Genomic DNA, 20,171 nt, shown 5'->3' on the forward strand with positions numbered 1-20,171 from the left:
TACAAAGACGCTACGCATCCACTGTGCGGTTCTGGAAGAACAACCGGAACCGATTGAGCTCGATGAGCTCTGGTTGAACATTTCCATAGTGTTTCGGTGGTTATAGCGTTGGGGAAACACCCGGTCCCATTCCGAACCCGGTAGTTAAGCCCTTCTGCGCCGATGGTACTGCACTGGTTACGGTGTGGGAGAGTAGGTCGCCGCCGAACTTACGTACAGAAAGCCCCCTAGGGTCGAGCGCCACAAGCGCTCCCCTCGGGGGCTTTCTGCTGTGCCGGTCCGGGCATGGACGGCACCCGCGGCCGAACTCAGGGCTGGGGGCTCACTCGACCGGGTGAACAATGCCCTGATTCGGGTCCCGCTCCCTCTAGTAGTCATTTCCACCCGAGGGAGGTGTCACGAAACCATGGTCATCTTCGCCGCGCAATGAGGAAGACGCGTGGGGCGCCGACGTCTCGTGGCTGCCCGGTACCTTCTTTGCCATGCACAACGAGCAACGCTCCGCCCGCCGCTCAGCCGGCGTGGGCAGGACCGCCGACCTCGCCACGAACCCCTTCCGCGTCGACCGCGACAGGGTGGCGAGCTCCCCGTTCTTCGCGAGGCTCGGCGGCGTGACGCAGGTGGTCAGCTCCACCGGCTCGGGGCTGCTCGTGCACAACCGGCTCACCCACAGCTTGAAGGTGGCGCAGGCGGCCCGTGCCATCGCGGAACGACTGACGAGCCGGCCCGAGCTGACCGCGGTGCTGGAGAAGCTCGGCGGGTGCGACCCCGATGTGGTGGAGGCAGCCGCGCTCGCGCACGACCTGGGGCACCCGCCGTTCGGGCACCTCGGTGAGCAGGTGCTGGATCGGCTGGCGCGGCACCGGTTCGGGTTGCCGGACGGGTTCGAGGGGAACGCGCAGTCGTACCGCATCGTCACGACGACGGATGTGCGTGGGCCCAAGGCGCTCGGGCTCGACCTGACCGTTGCGGTGCGGGCGGCGATGTTGAAGTACCCGTGGACCCGGCACGAGAAGTTGGACCTCGCCATCGCGCCCCGCGGTGCGGCCGCGCCCGAGGACATGCCGGGGACCGGTAGCTCGAAGTTCTCCGCGTACGTCACGGAGATCAACGACCTCAAGCAGTCGCGGGAGCCCTTCCAGGGGCGCATCGAGTCTTGGCAGCAGACCGTTGAGGCGAGTGTCATGGACACCGCGGACGACATCGCCTACGCGATCCACGACCTGGAGGACTTCCACCGGGTCGGGGTGTTGCAGCACGCGACGGTCGCGGCCGAGCTCGGGACGTGGCAGGCGCAGGCGCTCGACCTCGCCGGGCTGAGCGACGCGGAGCTGAACGCCGAGATCCGGATGCCTGGGCGGTCGCTTGAGACGCTGCGGCGGCGCATGCACCTCAAGGACTCGTGGGTGATGAACGACGAAGCGTTCGCCCACGCCGTGCGGAAGGTGAGCAAGGAGCTCGTCGACGGGTTGCTGGCGGTGCCGTTCGACGGGAGTGTCGAGGCCGAGCAGGCGGTTGCGGGGTTCAGTGCGCGGTGGACGCGCCGGCTGGTGGACGCGGTCGGGGTCATCGAGGAGCCGACGCCGCGGTCCGGGCATGTTGTGCTGGCTGTTCAGCAGTGGCACGAGGTGCAGGTGTTGAAGTTCGTGCATCGCAGGTTCGTGCTCCTGAGGCCGGATTTGGCCTTGCACCAACGGGGGCAGGCGCGGCTTCTCACGAGTCTCGTGGACGCGTTGGAGCAGTGGGTCACGGATCGGACCGAGGCGGATCGGTTGCCGCGGCGGCTGCACGACCTCGTGGAGTTGGCCGAAACGGAGTACGCGGCGCTCGCCCGTACGGAGCCGTCCACATTGGTCGGTTCTGCCGGGGAGCTGCCGGTTGGGCCGGATGCGATCACGCGGCTGGCGCGGGGGCGGGCGGTGGTCGACTTCGTCGCGTCGCTCACGGACAACCAGGCGGCGGCGCTGCTGGAAGCCCTTTCCGGGCGAACCGGTCAGTTGTGGACTGACGCGTTTGTTCTGTGAAGTGTGTTCTGTGAAGTGTGATTGTGTCTGCTAAGCGGGAAGTAGCCCAAAAGGATGCTGACTGTGATCAGTCGTGCGCCATACGTTGACGCCTCGGCCGGGATCATCCGGCCGCAGGCAGCGTGCTCGGGGGCACGCACAACGTTCGGGGGAGAAGCCCTGTGCGCCGATCTCGAAGAGGCACGACGTTAGTCACCGCAGGCACCGCAGTTCTTCTGGCCGCGCTCACGGCGGTCACGCCGGCAAGTGCGGATCCGGTCAAGGCGTCCAAGTCCATCACCGACCGCACCGCGGCCCAGATCGCCGCGCTGCAGCACATCAAGAAGTCGCTCACCCCAGCTGAGTCCAAAGTGGACAGCACGCTCGTCGTGGAGGCGCGCAAGCACGCCCAAGCGGGGACGACGAGTGCCCTTCCGCAGGTGCAGACCGGCGTCGCCGTGACGCCGCAGGCCACCACGCTGGTCGACATCCGCGCCAAGCAGTACTCCGAGGACCTGGTCAACGCTGTCCGCGCGGCGGGTGGGCAGATTCGAGCAGTGTCGCAGGAGCACCGCACCGTGCGTGCCGAGGTGCCGGTCGCGAAGATCGCCGAGATCGCCGGCCGCAGCGACGTCGCCCGCGTCGAGCCCGGCAGCGACGCGATGACGCAGGACGTGAAGAACAAGCGGGACAACAAGAGTCGCAAGCAGGCTCCGTCCAAAGAGGCCAAAGCGGCAGAGATCGAGCGCAGGCTCACCGAGAAGCAGCTGTCGGTGCAGGCGGCCAAGGTCGCCGAGAGCGACAAGGCGCACAGCGCCGAGGCCGCTCGTGGCAGCTTCCACGTGACCGGTGTCGGCGTGAAGCTCTGCGCGCTCTCCGACGGTGTCAACTCGCTCACCGTGTCGCAGGCCGCGGGCGAACTGCCCGCCGTCGACATCGTGCCGGGCCAGGCGGGCTCCGGTGACGAGGGCACGGCGATGCTGGAGATCCTGCACGACCTCGCGCCGAACGCCGAACTCGGCTTCGCCACGGCGTTCAACGGTGACGCGAGCTTCGCGGACAACATCAAGAAGCTGCGCTTCGACCTCGGCTGCGACGTCATCGTCGACGACGTCATCTACTTCAACGAGTCGCCCTTCCAGGACGGCATCATCGCGCGCGCTGTCGACGCGGTGGCCGCGGACGGCGCGGTGTTCTTCTCCAGCGCCGGCAACCAGGGCAACGTCGCGGACGGCACGTCCGGCCACTACGAGGGCCAGTTCGTGGACTCCGGGGTGGGCGTCGGCAAGTTCGCCGGCAGCGCGCACGACTTCAACCCGGACCCGAACGCCAAGCAGCTGTTCAACCCGCTGTCGAACTTCTCCGGCGACACCCCGGTGACGCTGCACTGGGCCGACCCGCTCGGCCAGTCGTTCAACGACTACGACCTCTACCTGGTCAACGCCCAGGGCAACGTCGTCACGTTCAGCCAGAACAACCAGGACGGCGCGCAGGACCCGTACGAGCGCATCAACACCCCGAGCACCTCCACGGGCACGCGTCTCGCGGTCGTGAAGTTCCGCGGTGAGGACAAGTACTTCGCGCTGTCGCTGTTCGGCGGCCGGTTCGCCGACTCCAACGACGGCCTCAAGAAGTACGTCTCGCCCGGCATGACCCGCGGCCACTCCGCGGCCAAGGGCGCGATCTCGGTCGCGGCCGCTCCTGCCGCGGGTGCACTGCCGTTCGACCTGCACCCCGGTGACCCGGCCAACCCGAAGGGCCCGTTCCCGAACGCCTTCGACGGCACGCAGAAGCCGGAGCGCTTCACCTCCGACGGTCCGCGCAAGACGTTCTTCGCGCCCGACGGCACCCCGCTGGCCGAGACCCGGCAGAAGCCGGACATCACCGCGGCCGACGGTGTGACCACGTCGGTGCCGGGCTTCGCGCCGTTCTTCGGCACGTCCGCCTCGGCCCCGAACGCGGCCGCGATCGCCGGTCTGATCCTGTCCGGCAACCCGACCCTGTCGCCCGCTGAGGTCAAGGAAGCCCTTGTGGCCACGGCGATCGACATCGTCGAGTCCGGTGTGGACAACCGCACCGGTGCCGGCATCGTGATGGCCGACAGGGCCCTCGCGTACACGGGTGCGTCGCCGCAGGCGCTGGCCCGTGCGCAGAAGCCGACGATCGTCAACGACGCCGACGGCAGCCAGTACCTCAAGCCGGGCACCACCGCCACGGTGACGGTGCCGGTGGCCAACAACGGTGACGGCTCGGCCGCGTCGACCTCGGTCGTGCTGTCGACGCCGACCGCCGGTGTGACCATCGCGCCGCGGTCCAAGTACTACGGCAACATCGACGTCGGCCAGACCGTCAGCAACACCTTCAAGGTGACCGTGCCGGCCGGTGCCGTGCTCGGTAGCGCGGTCAAGCTGGACGCGAGGGTGACCTACGCGGGCTCGACCTCGCCGACGGCCGCCTCGTTCACCTTCCGCGTGGGCGAACCGTCGCGTGAGTTCAAGACGTTCGCGTACACCGGTGCGCCGGTGGCCATCCCGGACAACGACCAGACCGGTGTGTCGATCTCGCTGCCCGTCACGGGTGTCGGCGGCGCGTCGAACCTGAAGTTCTCCGTGGACGGTGCCACGTGCTCGGCGACCGAGGGCTCGACGACGGTGGGCATCGACCACACCTTCGTCGGTGACCTGGTGGGCACGCTCACCTCGCCGGCCGGCAAGACCGTGACGCTGTTCTCGCGTTCCGGCGGTACCGGCGCCAACATCTGCCAGGCCGTGTTCGACGACTCGGCCACGCGGTCGTTCTCGACGGTGCTCGCGGGTGACGCGCCGTTCACCGGCTCGTGGAAGCCCGCGTCGGGCACGCTGGCGTCGCTGCTGGCGGACGCGGCGGACGGCACCTGGACGTTCAAGGTCGCGGACGTGGTCGGTTCCGACCGCGGCTCGATCCGCAACGTCACGCTGCACGTCGCCGGCTGGGTGTGAACCCGTTAGCTGACAACGAGAAGGCTCCCGGCGCGTGCCGGGGGCCTTCTTCGTTCACGGGCCGCCGAGCGGGATCTGGCGGAAGTACTGGCTCAGGAACGCCATCGCACCGGGCGAGATGCGGATGTCGTCACCGACCTGGCCCGCCATCGAACCGGTGCGGACCACGATCTCGCCCCGGCTGACCAGGATCTGGTACAGCTGCTCGGGAATGCGCAGCTGGTACAGGTTCCGGCCGGCCGCGACGGCCTGCGCGTACTGAGAGCCTTGCTGCGTCAGGTAAAGCTCGACGCCGGCCGCCGGTGTGTCGGTCTGGTAGGTCACCAGCACCCGTCCGCCCGGCCCGTTCATCAGGCGCTCGATCAACCTGCCCAGCTCCATCCTCATGAGCCGGGTGTGCTCGCGGTCGCCCTCCATCAGGGCTCTCGTCATCCCCACCCGGATCGCGATGGTCCGCCACCACCCGGCCAGCAGCGGTGCGGCGAGGCGCAGCGCCAGCACACCACCGGCGGCAGCGATCACGGCTCCGCCCACGGGCCCCAGCCGGTCTCCGAAGTTGTTCGGGAACACCTGCGGCCCCGGATACGCGCCGGGGACCGTGGCCTCCACCATGTCGTGGATGACCTGGCCGACCTGCGCGTGACGACTCAACCGGGGATGGTCGAAGGCGGCCCGCTCGATCTCCATGAGGTCCTGGACCGGCACACGGGCGATCCGGCCGATGATGTCGTCCACGTTGAACGCGTTGAGCACCAGTGCGGCCGTGGGCCAGTCGCGCCGGGAGAGTGCGTCGCGCAGCCGTTCGTCGAGCCCCTCCGCGAACCCGCGGTTGTAGTCCGCCATCGCCGCGCCCGCCCGCGGAGCACCGCCCTTGGGCCTGCCCTCGACGGCGTCACGGCGGCCGGCCGCGACGTCCGCGGTGTCCCGTTGCACGACCAGCCGTTGGGCGACGTGCGCGCACACGGCGGCGTTGCCCGCTTGGGCCTGCAACGACAACAGCCGGTGCTCACCGGGACCGGTGGGCGTGGCCGCAGTGGCGCCGGTCGACGACTTGGACTGCTGACGACTGCGCGGCATCACCCCAGGCTATGAGGCCACACGAGTCCAGCCCACGTCCACAGGGGCGGACGTGACTGCCCTTTCGGTACCAAAAGGGGCGCTCCCCGACAACGGGAAGCGCCCCTCTCAGCAAAGCGAGCTAGCGGTTCGGCCACTCCCAGCGGATGCCGAACACACCCGGACCGAAGCCGAGCGCGACGGCGTGGACGCCGCCTCCCGTGTCCAGGGTCAGGTTGCGACGCCGCGAGGGCGTCTCGTCGCCCGCGGGCACGCTGTACTGCTGCACGCGCGAGGGCAGGTTCGTCTCGTCGAACCGGACCTCGATGACGTACTCGCGGACCGGCAGCCGGAACTTGCGGGCGAACGTGTTGTTGCCCTTGGGTGCGTGGCCCTCGGGGAACACCAGCTGGTATTCCATGATGAGGGTCTCGCCGCGGGTCAACGGCCGTTCGAACATCATCTCCGCGACCATGATGTTGGCTTCGTGGTCGCGAGCGATCCGGCCCAGGTGGCAGTTGCGCACGTTGACGATCTCGGGGAGAACGTCGCTCTCCTCGGTCTCGAACACGAGCGCCCAGCGGTCAGGGCCGTCCTGTTCGGCGCGGAGGATCTGCCGCACCCACACGGATTTCTGCCCGCCGTCGGCAGAGATCTCGATGCGGTCGTGCTGGCTGATCCGGCCGAGCTTCAGGTCGGAGGACGTGTCGACCTTCGAGAGCAGGTTCGCGACCCGCTCCCGACGCGCCCACAGCGCGTCGATCGGCATCATCGTCGTCGGGCGGCAACGGCGGCCTCGCGGACGAGGCGGTCCGAGCAGCGCCGACAGACCTGACTGAGGCACGCCCAGGACCGACTCGAGGTGCCGCAGCGCCTCCAGCGACTCAGGGCGTTCCGGCCTTCGCCGTCCTGACTGCCAGTAGCTGAGCGTCGCGACGCTGATGGTCACGCCGCGCAGTGCCAACCGGTGCTGGATGCGGTCGAGGCTGAGACGGCTCGCCTTGATAGCGGCCCTCAACGCCTCCGGGAACGGTCCCGTCGTCAAGAGCTGCGTAAGGCTGCCGTGGCCCGTTGAGTCTGTGTCGTCAACGGTCAGTGTTGGTCGACCGGCAGCAGTGGTCATGGTGACTCCCCGCTGTCATAAGATCACGCCCCAGTGACCCTACCCGTCCGTGAACATCGCTGGTCGAGACCGGATGGAGTCAATGGTTAATCCATACGGTTGACGAGTTCACGCTTTCGAGACCCATCTGTCAAGCGTTTCGAACCGATCAGTAACATCCTTGTGCCCTGCACGCCTCGTAACGGGATGGCTCTAGTGTGTGCACGGTGAACGACCTCGACGTGCTGACATCGGTGGCCGGCGCGGTGCTCGGGCCCGGTCCGCACGCGGTCGTCGACCTGCTCGACGTGGTGCCCGGCGTCCAGGTGGACGCGGTGCGGGCCACGGACGATCTCCTGCCCAGACTGGCGCACGAGGAGTCGCTCGCGAACATCCTCATGCTCGCCCGCTCGGTGCTGAGACCTGGCGGGGTTCTGGTCGCCGCCGTTCCTGAGCTCGACCGGCTCGGCGTGCTGCGGCCGACGGCGCCGCCGCCGAAGGTCAGCGGTGATCGGGTGACCCTGCAGCTCTGGGACTGGGCTACCGACGGCCTGTCGTACGGCCTGGAGGTCGTTTCCCTGCTCCGGGGTGTCTCGGGGTGGGAAATCACCGGAACGGCCTCCACGCGCCACAGGGTGCTCTCCGCGCCCGAGATGGAAGAAGCGCTGCTCGCCGCGGGATTTGTGACGGTTCAACGACTTGCGCCCGGTGAGAGCGGCTACCGCGTGCCGGTCTGGGTGGGCGTGGCGTGAGCAGGGTCCGGCCGGTGCCCGGTGGCAGGGCCGTCGAGGTCGAACCGGAGCGCGTCGAGGGATGGATCGGCAGGTTCGCCGAACGGCACGGCGACATCGAGACCCGGATCGACGACGACGTGCTCACCATCACCGCCGCGGACGGCGCGACGGCCACGTTCGCGACGCGCGGTGGCACTTCTCTACTAGAGGTCGTTGAAAATCTGACCACACCCCGCCGGATCGGGCTGATCCTCGTGCGGCTCGGCGGGCACAGCGTCGGGGTGGCGTTCGGCGGCAAGGTCGAGGCGTCCACGACGGACCGCAAGCAGGTGCACGGCCGCAACAAGGCGGGCGGCTGGTCGCAGCAGCGGTTCGCGCGCCGCCGGGAGGGACAGGCCCGCGTCGCGCTCCAGGCGGCCGCGGACGACGTGTTCCGGGTGCTCGTGCCGAGGCTCGCCCAACTGGACAGCGTGGTGCTCGGCGGCGACTGGCAGGCGTTGGACGTCCTGCGCAACGACCGCAGGCTCCGGGACGTCTTCTCGAAGGCCGAGGACCGCGTCCTGGACGTGCCGGAACCTCGGCGCGCGGTGCTGGACGAGGCCGCGGAACGGGCCCGCTGCGTCGAGATCGTGATCCAGGACACACGGGCAACCGGGCCGGCGGCCGACCGCATGGATACGGGTGAGGGTGCCTGATCCGGGCACCACTGACCTGCTGGAGCCGACAAAGTGCGCAAACGAATGGCGATCGTGGCCGGAGCTGTGGCCCTGGGTGCCGTGGGCATCGCGGTGCCCGCGCTGGCGCTGAGCGGTGGCGGTACGACCGAGCACCCGCCGACCACCTCGGCACCGCAGCCGCCGATCTCCACCTCGCCGGGATACCCGTCGACGACGGCCCCGCCCTCGTCGCTGCCGACCACCCCGCAGCACCCGCCCACGACCTGGACGCCGCCGTCGCCGACCTCCTCCAAGCCGGAGTACCCGCCGACCACGTCGGTCTCGCCGACCCGGCCGCCGACGACGCCGCAGCACCCGTCGACGACCTCGCGGCCGCCGATCCTGGTGCCGCCGTCGACCTCCTACCCCGCGACGACGCCGCCGGTCTCGTCGACCCCGGCCCGGTGAGGAGTCACCGCTGAACTGGGAGGCCGAGTTCACCGACTGCTTCGACCGGTGCGCCGACTCGATGCGCTTCACCGCGTTCTTGTTGTGCGGTAACTGGCACGAGGCGGAAGACGTCATGCAGTCGGCGTTCTTGAAGCTTTACCTGGCCGGTCCGAAGCTTGCGGACCGGTCGGGGCTCGAACCGTACCTGCGTCAGATCGTCGTCCGGACGTTCCTCGCGGAACGCCGGAAGGTGCGCTGGCGCAGGGAGAAGCTGACTGACACACCCCCAGAGGGCCTGTCCTCCGTCGCAGGGGCGGAGGACAGGCTCGTGGTGTGGCAGGCGCTCACCGCCGTGCCCGCACGGCAACGCGCTGTCCTCGTGCTGCGCTATTGGCACGATCTCAGCGTCGAGGACACGGCGACCGCACTGGGCTGCTCCACGGGCACGGTGAAGTCGCAGAGCAGCAAGGGACTGGAGACCTTGCGGCGCAAACTGGGGCCGGAGTTCGATCATCTCAGGCTGGAGGTGTGATGGTTCGCGAAGACGACCTGCGGGCGACTTTCTCCGCCCTGCACGGCGAAGAGGCGCCGCCCCGTGCCGTCACGGCCGCCGACCTGATCCAGCGCGGCCAGGCCGTGCGGTCCCGCCGGCGCACCATCGCGGTGGTCGGCAGCGGGCTCGCGACCGTGGGCGTCGTGGCGGTGGCGCTGGCGGTGCTGCCGTCCGCGACGCCTCCGGAGCCGGCGGTGTCGCCGTCTTCGACGACCTCGGTGCCCTCGACCACCTCGCCGGTTCCTCCCACCACGCCGCCGCGTTCGACCGCGCCGACGCCGACCACGGTGACGCCGCCGCAGTCGAGTCTGCTGGCGCCACCGGCGTCGAAGCCGCCGAGCACGTCCACGACCATGCCTCCGACCCGCCCGCAGACGTCGATCAGCCCGACGTCCTCGTCCAGCCACGTGGCGTCGATGCCGCCGACGTCCCGGTGAGCGGTTAATCGCTCGATGCTTCCCGGATCGCCGCCCACAATGCGGGGATGACCCAGATCCGGCTCGTGGAGATCACCGACGCCAACCGCGACGAGGTGATCGCGGTCAGGGTGCGCCCCGACCAGGAGCAGTTCGTGGCGAGCGTGGAGAAGTCGTTCCTGGACGCTGCGAAGGAGCCGGACGCGAAACCGTGGTTCCGCGCGGTCTACGACGGTGAGGAACCGGTCGGGTTCGTCATGCTGAGCTGGAACCTGGTGCCGGGGCCGGACCTTCGCGGGCCGTACTTCCTGTGGCGGCTGCTGATCGGGGCCGAGCACCAGAAGCGCGGCTACGGGACCGCGATCCTCGACGAGGTCGTCGCGCTGATCCGCGCGGACGGCGCGAAGGAGCTGATCACCAGCTGCGTGCCGGGGGACGGGAGCCCGGAGCCGTTCTACCGCCGCTACGGGTTCGTGCCCACCGGAGAGGTCGACGACGGTGAGATCGTGCTGAAGCTGGACCTCAGCTCGCGACGGTGAAGTGCTGGTCCACGCCCGGCTCCGCGAGCTCGTCGAGCACCGCCACGGCCAGGTCCTCCGCCGAGATCGAGGACGGGCCGGTGAGCAGCACGTCGCGGCCGCGGCGGTAGGTGCCGGTGCGCTCGCCGGGTTCGAGCAGCGCCGGCGGGCTGAGGTAGACCCATTCCGCCGGATGCGAGCGGCACACCTCGAACTGGCGCACGCTCGCTGCGGCGACGGGGCGGATGTGCGTTGGCACGTAACGGCTGTCGTCGAGCACGAGGCCTCCGCCCGGCGACCGCAGCGGTGCCGCTCCACCCACCACGAGGATGCGGGTCCGAGTGGCGAGCGCGGCGTCCAGCAACGTCCGGGTGGCCGGGCCGACCGCGTCCTCGTCACCGGGGCGCGGCCGGGTGGCGGCGACGACACCGTCCACTCCGGACAGCAGGCCGTCCATCAGCTCGCGATCGGCCGCGTCGCCACGCACGGCCCGAACTCCGGCCGGTACAACGGGAATCTCGCCGCGGAACACCGCTGTCACGTCGTGCCCGCGTCGCAACGCCTCGGTCACCACTCGCGAGCCGACCATGCCCGCTGCACCTACGACCGCGATCTTCACTGCAGAACTCCCTTGGCCAGCACGGGTGCGGGGCGCTGAGCGGCGACGATCGCGGCCAGTGCGAGTGCGAAACCGGTGAGCTGCACCGGGTCCAGCGTCTGACCGAGCACAGCGACCCCGAGCACCGCGGCGACCATCGGAGAGAGCAGGCCGAGCATCGAGACGGACGTGACCGGCAGGGTGCCGATCGCCCGGAACCACAGGACGTACGCGAGCAGACCGCCGATGCCGCCGAGCCACAGGTAACCGATCACCGCGCCGAGGCCGATCACCGGCGGCGCGCCCTCGAACAGGAACGTCACCGGCACCAGGAACAACCCGCCCGCGGTCAGCTGCCAGCCCGCGAACGCCGTCGGGCTCGCCTCCTTGGGCCTGCCCCACTTCTTGGTCAGCGTCACGCCGAGCGCCATCGTGGCCGCGCCACCCAACCCGGCCAGCACGCCGACCAGGTCGAACCCGGCGGCCGGGCCTAGCACGACCAGCCCGACGCCGATCACGCCGACGACACCCCACGCGAACCGCCACGCCGACGGGCTCTCCTTCAGCACGCCCACCGCGAGCAACGCCACCACGAGCGGCTGCGCGGCACCCAGGGTGGCCGCGACGCCACCGGGCAGGCGTTCGGCCGCGATGAACAGGAACGGGAAGAACAGGCCGATGTTGAGCACGCCGAGCGCGGCGGCCCGGCCCCACCACCTGCCCTGGGGCAGCGTCCTGGTGAACGCCAGCGCGATCAGGCCGGCGGGCAGCGACCGCAGCAGGCCGGCGAACAGCGGGTGCCCGGCGGGCAGCAGTTCGGTCGTCACCACGTAGGTCGAACCCCAGACCACCGGTGCGAACGCCGCGAGCGCGGTGCGGGTGAAGTCGTTGTTTCTCACACCTCAAGTGTTCGCTGCCAGCGATGATGAGTCCAACACATGTTTGTCACGTGATCCATCGTGATTCAAGATAGATCCGTGGAACTCCAGCAGATGCGGTACGTCGTGGCGGTCGCCGAGACCGGCAGCTTCACCAGGGCGGCCCAGCGCTGCCTGGTCGTGCAGTCCGCTTTGAGCCACCAGATCGCGCGCCTCGAACGCGAGCTCGGCGCCCGGCTGTTCGACCGCACCAGCCGCAGCGTCCGGCTGACCCCGGCGGGTGCGGCGTTCCTGCCGTCGGCCCGGCAGTGCCTCGACTTCGCGGAACGGGCGGCGGCCGAGGTCGCCGCGGCGGTGGGGGAGGTGCGCGGCCGGGTGGTGGTCGGGGTGATCCCGACCGTTGCCGCCGTGGACCTGCCCGCCGCGCTGAAGGTGTTCCGCGAGAGGTATCCGCAGGTGCGGGTCGCGTTGCGGATGCTGCCCAGTCACGAGCTCGTCGAGCAGGTCCGCCACGGTGCGATCGATCTGGCGTTCCTCGGTCTACCGCCCGGGGTGACGCCGGAAGGCGTGCGCGGGCGCGAGCTGGCACGCGATGATCACGTCGCCGTCGTCGCGCCCTCGCACCCCCTTGCCGGGCGGGCCGAAACGGATCTGGCGACCCTCGCCGAGGAGTTGTTCGTCGACTTCCCCGCGGGGTCGCCCGGACGCACGCAGTCCGACCAGGCGTTCGCCGCGGCCGGGCTGCAGCGCGAGGTCGCGTTCGAGGTGACGACCGCCGAGCTGATGGCCGGGCTCATCCGGGAAGGTCTCGGGGTCGCCGTGCTGCCGTCGCGGTACACGCCGCGGCTGAGCGGGGTGGTCACGCTGCCGATCGCGAACGGGCCCTCACGGGTGGAGCACCTGGTGTGGAGCGTGGCCGGGCTGACCCCGGCCGCGGCCGCGTTCCTCGACGTGCTCGGCGTTTCGGCGGACTAGCCGGCGGTGCCGGTCGAAAGAAGGCCGCCGTCGACGCGAACCGTCTCGCCGGTGATCCACGAAGCACCGTCGGAGCAGAGGAAAGCCACGAGCGAGGCGACGTCCTGCGGCGTGCCGAGACGCTTCATCGGGTACTGCTGAACGGCTTCCTCCTCACGGCCGACGTACAACGCCTCGGCGAACTTCGTCTTCACCACCGCGGGCGCCACGGCGTTCACGCGCACCTTCGGGCCGAGCTGCCACGCGAGCTCCTCGGTGAGACGGATCAACGCCGCCTTGGACGCGCCGTACGCGCCGATCACGCCGGTGGACCGGATCCCGCCGATCGAAGCGATGTTCACGACCGCGCCGCCGTGCGCGCCCATCCACGCCTTCCACGCGAGCTGCGTGAAACCCAGCGCCGCCACGACGTTGACGTCGAAGATCTTCCGGACGGCGTTGAGGTCGGCGTCCATCAGGAAGCCGAACTGCGGGTTGATGCCGGTGTTGTTCACGAGCACGTCGAGGCTGCCGAACTCTTCGACCGTGCGCGCCACGACCTCCTCGCGAGACGCGTCGTCGCCCGCGTTGCCCTGGATCGTGAGGACCTTGCCGCCGAGCTCCGCAGCGGCTGCGGCGAGCTGGTCCGCCTTGCGGCCGGTGATGGTGACGTTGGCGCCGCGGGAGAGCAGCTCGCGTGCGATGCCGAGGCCGATGCCGCGCGACGCACCCGTGACCAGCGCCGTCTTGCCGGAGAAGTCTTCGCTCATGGTCGGCAATCTATGCGTCTGGCCACACGTGGGAAATTCGATGGTCGACACCCCGTAGAATGGGTGCCGTGATCCTCCTGGAGTAGGTCGAACCCGTACGCGCCGTCCTTGCCGTACCCATCTACTCGGAGTTTCTCTTGATCACCGCAACTGACATGGAGTTGCGCGCGGGCTCACGCATTCTCGTGAGCGGCGCCAACCTGCGCATCCAGCCCGGCGACCGCATCGGCCTCGTCGGCCGCAACGGTGCCGGCAAGACCACCTCCCTGCGCGTTCTCGCGGGCGAGGGCGAACCGTACGGCGGCGCCGTCACGCGCAAGGGCGAGCTCGGCTACCTGCCGCAGGACCCGCGCGAGGGTGACCTGTCGGTCATCGCGAAGGACCGCGTGCTGTCCGCGCGCGGGCTCGACCAGCTGGTGCGCGACATGGAGAAGGCGCAGTCCAAGATGGCCGAGCTCGTCGACCCGGACGAGCTGGACACCGCCGTGCGCAAGTACGGGCGGATGGAGGAGCGCTTCGCCGCGCTCGGTGGGTACGCCGCCGAGTCCGAGGCCGCCCGCATCTGCTCGAACCTCGGTCTGCCCGACCGCGTGCTGGCGCAGCCGCTGCAGACGCTCTCCGGTGGTCAACGCCGCCGCGTGGAGCTCGCGCGCATCCTGTTCGCCGCCTCCGAGGCCGGTGTCGGTGCGAAGTCCAGCACGATCCTGCTGATCGACGAGCCCACGAACCACCTCGACGCGGACTCGATCACCTGGCTGCGCGGGTTCCTCAAGTCCCACGACGGTGGGCTCGTGGTGATCTCGCACGACGTCGAGCTGCTCGACGACGTCGTGAACAAGGTGTGGTTCCTCGACGCGATGCGCGGCGAGGTCGACATCTACAACCTGGGCTGGAAGAAGTACCTCGAAGCCCGTGCGACGGACGAGAAGCGCCGTCGTCGTGAGCGTGCCAACGCCGAGAAGAAGGCCGGCGCGTTGATGGTGCAGGCCGCCAAGATGGGCGCGAAGGCCACGAAGGCCGTTGCGGCGCAGAACATGGCGAAGCGCGCCCAGAAGATGCTCGACGGTCTCGACGAGGTGCGCCAGAACGACAAGGTCGCCAAGATCCGCTTCCCGGCGCCCGCGCCGTGCGGCAAGACTCCTTTGATGGCAGAGGGACTGAGCAAGTCCTACGGCTCGCTGGAGATCTTCACCGGCGTGGACCTGGCCATCGACAAGGGTTCCCGCGTCGTGGTGCTCGGGTTCAACGGTGCCGGCAAGACCACGTTGCTGCGGCTGCTCGGTGGCAGCGAGCCTGCGGACGCGGGCGAGGTCGTGCCCGGCCACGGCCTGAAGATCGGCTACTTCGCGCAGGAGCACGAGACGCTCGACCACGATGCGTCGGTGTGGGAGAACATCCGGCACATGGCGCCGGACGAGCAGGAGCAGCGGCTGCGGTCGTTGCTCGGCACGTTCCTGTTCAGCGGCGAGCAGCTGGAGCAGCCCGCCGGAACGTTGTCCGGTGGCGAGAAGACGCGACTGGCGCTCGCCGGTCTGGTGTCGTCGGCCGCGAACGTGCTGCTGCTCGACGAGCCGACCAACAACCTCGACCCGGCCTCGCGCGAGCAGGTGCTCGACGCGCTGCGGCGGTACGAGGGCGCGGTCGTGCTGGTCACGCACGACCCCGGTGCGGTCGAGGCGCTGGAGCCCGAGCGGGTGATCCTCTTGCCCGACGGCACCGAGGATCACTGGTCCGAGGACTACCTCGAACTCGTGCAGCTGGCGTGATCTCCACCCCTCAAAGGATTACCGAGCGCACCCTGTGATCAACTGAGTGTGATCGAATCGACCGTTCGGCGATCTCTTTGCTTGATCACCTGGCGTTCTGCCGGTTCCTGTTCGATCATTGCGACGACAGGGGCCGTAGAACGGCCCGACCTGCTCGTACGGAAGGCGGGACAAGGTGGCTGACCTGAAGAAGGGTGCCCGGATCACCGGCGCCACGCGGGACAAGCTGGCCGCTGACCTGAAGAAGAAGTACGAAAAGGGCGCGAGCATCCGTGCTTTGGCCGAAAGCACTGGACGTTCCTACGGCTTCGTGCACCGGGTTCTGTCGGAATCCGGCGTCACGCTGCGCGGTCGCGGTGGCGCCACCCGGACGAAGAAGAAGTAGCTCTCCAACAGACTGCTACTCTCCGGTAACTAGCTTCTAGTTCGCCGGAGGTATGACATGCCAGTGCCCGCAATCGACGCTGGTGTGCTTGAGCGCGGTGGCGTTCGGCTCGCTATTTCCGGGCCGCTCGCGACCGTCACCCTCGATCGTCCCGACGTGCTCAACGCACAGACGCCCGCCACTTGGGCGGCGTTGCGGCACATCGGTGAGCAGCTGGACCCGGACGTCCGCGTCGTGGTCGTCCGGGGTTCCGGCCGTGCCTTCTCGGCAGGGCTGGACCGGCGCATGTTCACCGGTGAGCCCGTCGACGGCGAACCCGGTGGGCTGCCGGGGATGCTCTCCCTGTCCGCTGAAGAGGCGGACGCGAAGATCGCCTCGTACCAGGCCGGGTTCACGTGGTTGAGCGATCCGGCGCGCGTGACGATCGCCGCGGTGCAGGGGCACGCCATCGGCGCGGGCTTCCAGTTGGCGCTGGCGTGTGACTTCCGCGTGCTCGCCGAGGACGCGCAGTTCTGCATGGCCGAGACCGGGCTGGGCCTGGTCCCCGACCTCGGCGGAACTCTGCCCCTCGTGCGACTCGTGGGGTATTCGCGCGCGGCCGAGATGTGCGTGACCTCCCGCCGGGTTCCGGCCGCGGAGGCGTTGCAGATCGGCCTCGCGAACTCCGTCGTGCCCTTGTCCGACCTGGACTCGGCTGTCGAGTCGCTGGTGGCTTCGGTTCTGAAGCCTCTTCCGGGTGCGGTCTCGGAGACGCTGGCCCTGATCGCTTCCGCGGCTGCCGGCCCTTCGCTGGACGCGCAGCTCGCGGTCGAGCGCGCTGCTCAGCTGCGCCGGATCTCGTCGTTGGCGGCGCTGTCCGCCCAGGGCTGAATTCTCGCAGGTCAGGGAATTGTCAGACCCGTGTGCTGTTCTATAGGGCGTGGACGGTTACAGCTCCTGGCGATTCATGATGGGGGTGACCTCGGACGCACCTTCGAAGGTGCGCCGAGGCACTTTCCGGCGCGTGCTGGCCTTCGCCCGGCCGCATCGGGCGAAGCTCGTTGTTTTTCTGCTGCTGACGGTGATCTCGTCGGTTCTCGCGGTGACGACGCCGCTGCTGGCCGGCCGGGTGGTCGACGCGATCGTGCGCGGCTCGGCGCCCTCGGTCGTGGTGTGGCTGGCTCTGGTCATCGCGCTGGTGGCTGTCGTGGATGCCGGGCTCGGGGTTGTCGAGCGGTGGCAGTCGACGCGGATCGGTGAGGGGCTGATCTACGACCTGCGCCGGGCCGTGTTCGGGCATGTGCAGAAGATGCCCGTTGCGTTCTTCACCCGTACCCGGACCGGGGCGTTGGTGTCGCGGCTGAACAACGATGTGATCGGGGCTCAGCGGGCGTTCACGTCCACGCTGTCGGGGTTCGTCACGAACATCATCCAGTTGCTGTTGTCGCTGGCTGTCATGTTCACGCTGTCTTGGCAGGTCACCGCGCTCGCGTTGGTGTTGCTGCCGGTGTTCGTGCTGCCCGCCAAGCGGATGGGCCGGCGGATGGCGGACATGCAGCGCGAGGCTTCTGGGTTGAACGCTTCGATGGTCACTCAGTCGACCGAGCGGTTCTCGGCTCCTGGTGCGACGTTGGTGAAGCTGTTCGGGCGGCCTGAGCGGGAGGACGCCGAGTTCGGGGAGAAGGCTGCGAAGGTTCGGGACATCGGGATTCGGACCGCCATGGCCACTCGGTGGTTCATGACCGGGTTGACGCTCGTGTCTGCGCTTGCTCAGGCGTTGGTGTACGGGCTGGGCGGGTATCTGGCGCTGACCGGGCATCTTGCTGCCGGCACCGTGGTTTCGTTGGCGTTGTTGCTGACTCGGTTGTACGCGCCTCTTACCGCCCTTGCCAACGCCCGTGTCGACGTGATGACTGCTCTGGTGTCGTTCGAGCGCGTCTTCGAGGTCCTCGACCTCGACCCCATGATCAAGGAACGCGAGGATCCGCGTTCGGTCCCGCCCGGCCCGGTGTCGGTGGCGTTCGACAACGTGCGCTTCGCCTACCCGTCAGCCGACAAGGTGTCTTTGGCGTCGCTGGAGTCCGTGGCCACTTTGGACACTCGTGGCGGAGAGGAAGTGTTGCACGGCATCAGCTTCAAGGCTGAAGCCGGGCAGTTGGTCGCGGTTGTTGGGTCGTCTGGGGCCGGGAAGTCGACACTTGCTTCGCTCGTGCCTCGGTTGTACGACGTTGACTCCGGGGCTGTTCAGTTGTCCGGAGTGGACGTTCGGGATCTGAGCTTTGATTCGTTGCGGTCCACTGTTGGGGTGGTTACGCAGGACGGGCATCTGTTCCACGACACGATTCGGGCCAACTTGGAGTACGCGGCGCCTGGGGCTTCGGATGACGAGATTTGGGACTCGTTGCGGCGGGCTCGGTTGCTCGACCTCGTGACGTCGTTGCCGGATCAGCTGGAGACCGTGGTCGGGGAGCGTGGGTATCGGCTGTCGGGTGGGGAGCGGCAGCGGTTGACCATTGCTCGGTTGTTGCTGGCTCGGCCTCGGGTTGTGATCCTCGACGAGGCCACCGCCCACCTCGACTCCGAGTCCGAGGCCGCCGTGCAGGAAGCCCTGACCGAGGCCCTGCAAGGCCGCACCTCGATCGTGATCGCCCACCGCCTCTCGACCATCCGCAACGCCGACCAGATCCTCGTGGTGGAGAACGGCGAGATCGTCGAACGCGGTACCCACACCGAACTGATGGCCGCCGAGGGACGTTACTCCGACCTCTACAACACCCAGTTTGCTGAGCCTCCTGTGGTCGGGGTCTATCCCACGCCCCGGTTTTCTGATCGGTCCGCGCCGGTTTCGTAGGGTCGTACCCCTGGTGCGTTGGCAGGCTCCGGTTTGTTGTCCGTGGGTGGGTCGTTGTGTGCGGGTGGTCGGCTTGTGGGACGTGGCCGGGCGGGGTGGTCGCCTTGCGGGACGCGACCTTGCGGGGTGGTCGCCTTGCGGGACGCGACCGGGCGGGTGGTCGCTTTGCGGGCGGCGGGTCCTGTTCAAAGATCGGGGCTCCGCCCCGGACTCCGCCAATCTGATCAGGGGGCCAGCGCCGCGGGCGGGTTGATGGCACGCCTGACGCGGGACTGTAAAAACAGCGGTGTAACTCCCGATCATGGAAGTGCACCTGATGACCGACATGATGTCCGGCGTGCAGAACGCTGAGGACTCGACGCCTGGGACCGGTCTGGACGGCCTGGACGAGCAGCTCGTCACACAGCTGCTGAGCAGCGCCAAGGCCAGTGGCCTGAAGCTGACCGGTGAGGGCGGGGTGCTGCAGCAGCTGACCAAGCGGCTGCTCGAGTCCGCGCTCGAGGGCGAGATCACCGATCACCTCGGCTATGACAAGCACGACCCGGCCGGCCGCGGGACCGGCAACTCGCGCAACGGCACCCGCTCGAAGACCGTGCTGACGGATGTCGGCCCGGTCGAGATCGACGTGCCGCGGGACCGCGACGCCAGCTTCGAGCCCAAGATCGTGGCCAAGCGGCAGAGGCGTCTGGGTGGTGTGGACGAGATGGTGATCTCGTTGGCGGCCAAGGGACTCACGACTGGGGAGATCTCCGCTCACCTGGCCGAGGTCTATGGCGCCGAGGTGTCGCGGCAGACGATCTCGACGATCACCGACAAGGTGATCGAGGGCATGGTCGAATGGCAGAACCGGCCGCTGGACGCGGTGTATCCGGTGATTTTCATCGACGCGATCCACGTCAAGATCCGGGACGGGCAGGTGGCCAACCGGCCGATCTACGTCGCGCTCGCGGTGACCTGCGAGGGCCGCCGGGACATCCTTGGGTTGTGGGCCGGCGACGGCGGCGAGGGCGCCAAATACTGGCTGCACGTACTGACCGAGCTGAAGAACCGGGGCGTGGCCGACGTGCTCATGGTCGTCTGCGACGGGCTGACCGGCCTGCCGGACGCGATCACCACCGTCTGGCCTCAGACGATCACCCAGACCTGCGTGGTGCACTTGCTGCGCAACAGTTTCCGCTACGCGGGCCGTCAGCACTGGGACGCAATCGCCNACTGACCGAGCTGAAGAACCGGGGCGTGGCCGACGTGCTCATGGTCGTCTGCGACGGGCTGACCGGCCTGCCGGACGCGATCACCACCGTCTGGCCTCAGACGATCACCCAGACCTGCGTGGTGCACTTGCTGCGCAACAGTTTCCGCTACGCGGGCCGTCAGCACTGGGACGCAATCGCCAAGACGCTCAAGCCGGTCTACACCGCGCCGACCGAGGCCGCCGCCCGCGAGCGGTTCGCCGAGTTCACCGAGGCCTGGGGTGCTCGGTATCCGGCGATCGTGCGGTTGTGGGACAACGCCTGGGCCGAGTTC

General features: G+C 68.8%; 18 protein-coding genes, 1 rRNA gene and 2 pseudogenes. 15 read left to right on the forward strand and 6 right to left on the reverse strand.

The annotated features are described in order from the left end of the window. The first annotated feature begins 92 nt into the window (after positions 1–92). The 3 genes from rrf (at position 93) to LFM09_RS49045 (ending at position 4,981) form a co-directional block, all read left to right on the forward strand. Positions 93–209 (forward strand): 5S ribosomal RNA (rrf, locus tag LFM09_RS49035). A 273-nt stretch (positions 210–482) separates the two neighbouring features. After that, complete coding sequence (locus LFM09_RS49040) at positions 483–2,024, forward strand: deoxyguanosinetriphosphate triphosphohydrolase family protein (RefSeq protein WP_414103544.1); 1,542 nt, start codon at positions 483–485, stop codon at positions 2,022–2,024. A gap of 161 nt (positions 2,025–2,185) precedes the next feature. Beyond that, positions 2,186–4,981 (forward strand): S8 family serine peptidase, encoded by a 2,796-nt coding sequence (locus tag LFM09_RS49045; RefSeq protein WP_414103545.1) that lies wholly within the window; start codon positions 2,186–2,188, stop codon positions 4,979–4,981. Between the two features lie 54 nt (positions 4,982–5,035). Here the strand turns inward: LFM09_RS49045 and LFM09_RS49050 are convergent, their stop codons facing one another. Both LFM09_RS49050 and LFM09_RS49055 read right to left on the reverse strand, forming a co-directional pair. Continuing rightward, positions 5,036–6,058, reverse strand: coding sequence for a hypothetical protein (locus tag LFM09_RS49050; RefSeq protein ID WP_414103546.1), 1,023 nt, complete (start codon positions 6,056–6,058; stop codon positions 5,036–5,038). Positions 6,059–6,179: 121 nt separating this feature from the next. After that, a complete protein-coding gene (locus LFM09_RS49055) occupies positions 6,180–7,082 on the reverse strand; it encodes a hypothetical protein (RefSeq protein WP_414103547.1) in 903 nt (300 codons plus the stop codon). 284 nt (positions 7,083–7,366) lie between these two features. Here LFM09_RS49055 and LFM09_RS49060 point away from each other — a divergent pair, with 284 nt between their 5' ends. Genes LFM09_RS49060 through LFM09_RS49075 form a run of 4 tightly spaced genes read left to right on the forward strand, consistent with a single transcriptional unit; the run spans position 7,367 to position 9,511 of the window. After that, positions 7,367–7,891, forward strand: coding sequence for a hypothetical protein (locus LFM09_RS49060; RefSeq protein WP_414103548.1), 525 nt, complete (start codon positions 7,367–7,369; stop codon positions 7,889–7,891). After that, positions 7,888–8,568: an acVLRF1 family peptidyl-tRNA hydrolase gene (locus tag LFM09_RS49065; protein ID WP_414103549.1), complete on the forward strand. Its 681-nt coding sequence runs from the start codon at positions 7,888–7,890 to the stop codon at positions 8,566–8,568. Before LFM09_RS49060 ends, LFM09_RS49065 begins: the two co-directional genes overlap by 4 nt. A gap of 33 nt (positions 8,569–8,601) precedes the next feature. Further along, the gene (locus tag LFM09_RS49070; RefSeq protein ID WP_414103560.1) at positions 8,602–8,997 is read left to right on the forward strand and encodes a hypothetical protein; all 396 of its coding nucleotides are present in this window, start codon (positions 8,602–8,604) and stop codon (positions 8,995–8,997) included. Positions 8,998–9,007: 10 nt separating this feature from the next. Next, positions 9,008–9,511: a SigE family RNA polymerase sigma factor gene (locus tag LFM09_RS49075; RefSeq protein ID WP_414103558.1), complete on the forward strand. Its 504-nt coding sequence runs from the start codon at positions 9,008–9,010 to the stop codon at positions 9,509–9,511. Here the strand turns inward: LFM09_RS49075 and LFM09_RS49080 are convergent. Then, the gene (locus tag LFM09_RS49080; protein WP_414103550.1) at positions 9,495–10,007 is read right to left on the reverse strand and encodes a hypothetical protein; all 513 of its coding nucleotides are present in this window, start codon (positions 10,005–10,007) and stop codon (positions 9,495–9,497) included. The genes LFM09_RS49075 and LFM09_RS49080 overlap by 17 nt on opposite strands. Before the next feature lie 9 nt (positions 10,008–10,016). Between LFM09_RS49080 and LFM09_RS49085 the strand changes: the two genes are divergently transcribed. Beyond that, positions 10,017–10,487, forward strand: coding sequence for a GNAT family N-acetyltransferase (locus tag LFM09_RS49085; RefSeq protein ID WP_414103551.1), 471 nt, complete (start codon positions 10,017–10,019; stop codon positions 10,485–10,487). On the opposite strand, the gene LFM09_RS49090 is transcribed toward LFM09_RS49085, so the two are convergent. Both LFM09_RS49090 and LFM09_RS49095 read right to left on the reverse strand, forming a co-directional pair. After that, positions 10,471–11,085: an NAD(P)-dependent oxidoreductase gene (locus tag LFM09_RS49090; RefSeq protein ID WP_414103552.1), complete on the reverse strand. Its 615-nt coding sequence runs from the start codon at positions 11,083–11,085 to the stop codon at positions 10,471–10,473. The two genes, LFM09_RS49085 and LFM09_RS49090, sit on opposite strands and share 17 nt — an antisense overlap. Then, on the reverse strand, positions 11,082–11,963 hold the full coding sequence (locus LFM09_RS49095; RefSeq protein WP_414103553.1) for an EamA family transporter: 882 nt from the start codon (positions 11,961–11,963) through the stop codon (positions 11,082–11,084). The genes LFM09_RS49090 and LFM09_RS49095 overlap by 4 nt, the downstream gene beginning before the upstream one ends. A gap of 78 nt (positions 11,964–12,041) precedes the next feature. Here LFM09_RS49095 and LFM09_RS49100 point away from each other — a divergent pair, with 78 nt between their 5' ends. Continuing rightward, a complete protein-coding gene (locus tag LFM09_RS49100) occupies positions 12,042–12,917 on the forward strand; it encodes a LysR family transcriptional regulator (RefSeq protein WP_414103554.1) in 876 nt (291 codons plus the stop codon). Here LFM09_RS49100 and LFM09_RS49105 read toward each other — a convergent pair. After that, positions 12,914–13,666 (reverse strand): SDR family oxidoreductase, encoded by a 753-nt coding sequence (locus LFM09_RS49105; RefSeq protein ID WP_414103555.1) that lies wholly within the window; start codon positions 13,664–13,666, stop codon positions 12,914–12,916. The genes LFM09_RS49100 and LFM09_RS49105 overlap by 4 nt on opposite strands. A 137-nt stretch (positions 13,667–13,803) precedes the next feature. Here LFM09_RS49105 and LFM09_RS49110 point away from each other — a divergent pair, with 137 nt between their 5' ends. From LFM09_RS49110 to LFM09_RS49135, 6 genes and pseudogenes are all read left to right on the forward strand, one after another. Further along, on the forward strand, positions 13,804–15,432 hold the full coding sequence (locus LFM09_RS49110) for an ABC-F family ATP-binding cassette domain-containing protein (RefSeq protein ID WP_414103556.1): 1,629 nt from the start codon (positions 13,804–13,806) through the stop codon (positions 15,430–15,432). 175 nt (positions 15,433–15,607) lie between these two features. Further along, positions 15,608–15,817 carry a helix-turn-helix domain-containing protein gene (locus tag LFM09_RS49115; protein WP_030473247.1) on the forward strand — a complete coding sequence of 70 codons (210 nt, stop codon included), beginning with the start codon at positions 15,608–15,610 and terminating at the stop codon, positions 15,815–15,817. A 57-nt stretch (positions 15,818–15,874) separates the two neighbouring features. Further along, positions 15,875–16,687 carry an enoyl-CoA hydratase/isomerase family protein gene (locus LFM09_RS49120; protein WP_414103557.1) on the forward strand — a complete coding sequence of 271 codons (813 nt, stop codon included), beginning with the start codon at positions 15,875–15,877 and terminating at the stop codon, positions 16,685–16,687. A 76-nt stretch (positions 16,688–16,763) separates the two neighbouring features. Continuing rightward, positions 16,764–18,647: an ABC transporter ATP-binding protein gene (locus tag LFM09_RS49125; RefSeq protein WP_414103559.1), complete on the forward strand. Its 1,884-nt coding sequence runs from the start codon at positions 16,764–16,766 to the stop codon at positions 18,645–18,647. A 328-nt stretch (positions 18,648–18,975) separates the two neighbouring features. After that, a pseudogene (locus LFM09_RS49130) lies at positions 18,976–19,854 on the forward strand (IS256 family transposase); the annotation flags it as partial. A gap of 5 nt (positions 19,855–19,859) precedes the next feature. Next, positions 19,860–20,171: pseudogene (locus tag LFM09_RS49135) on the forward strand (transposase); the annotation flags it as partial.

The organism is Lentzea alba, assembly GCF_047445655.1.
GTDB classification, from domain to species: domain Bacteria; phylum Actinomycetota; class Actinomycetes; order Mycobacteriales; family Pseudonocardiaceae; genus Lentzea; species Lentzea alba_A.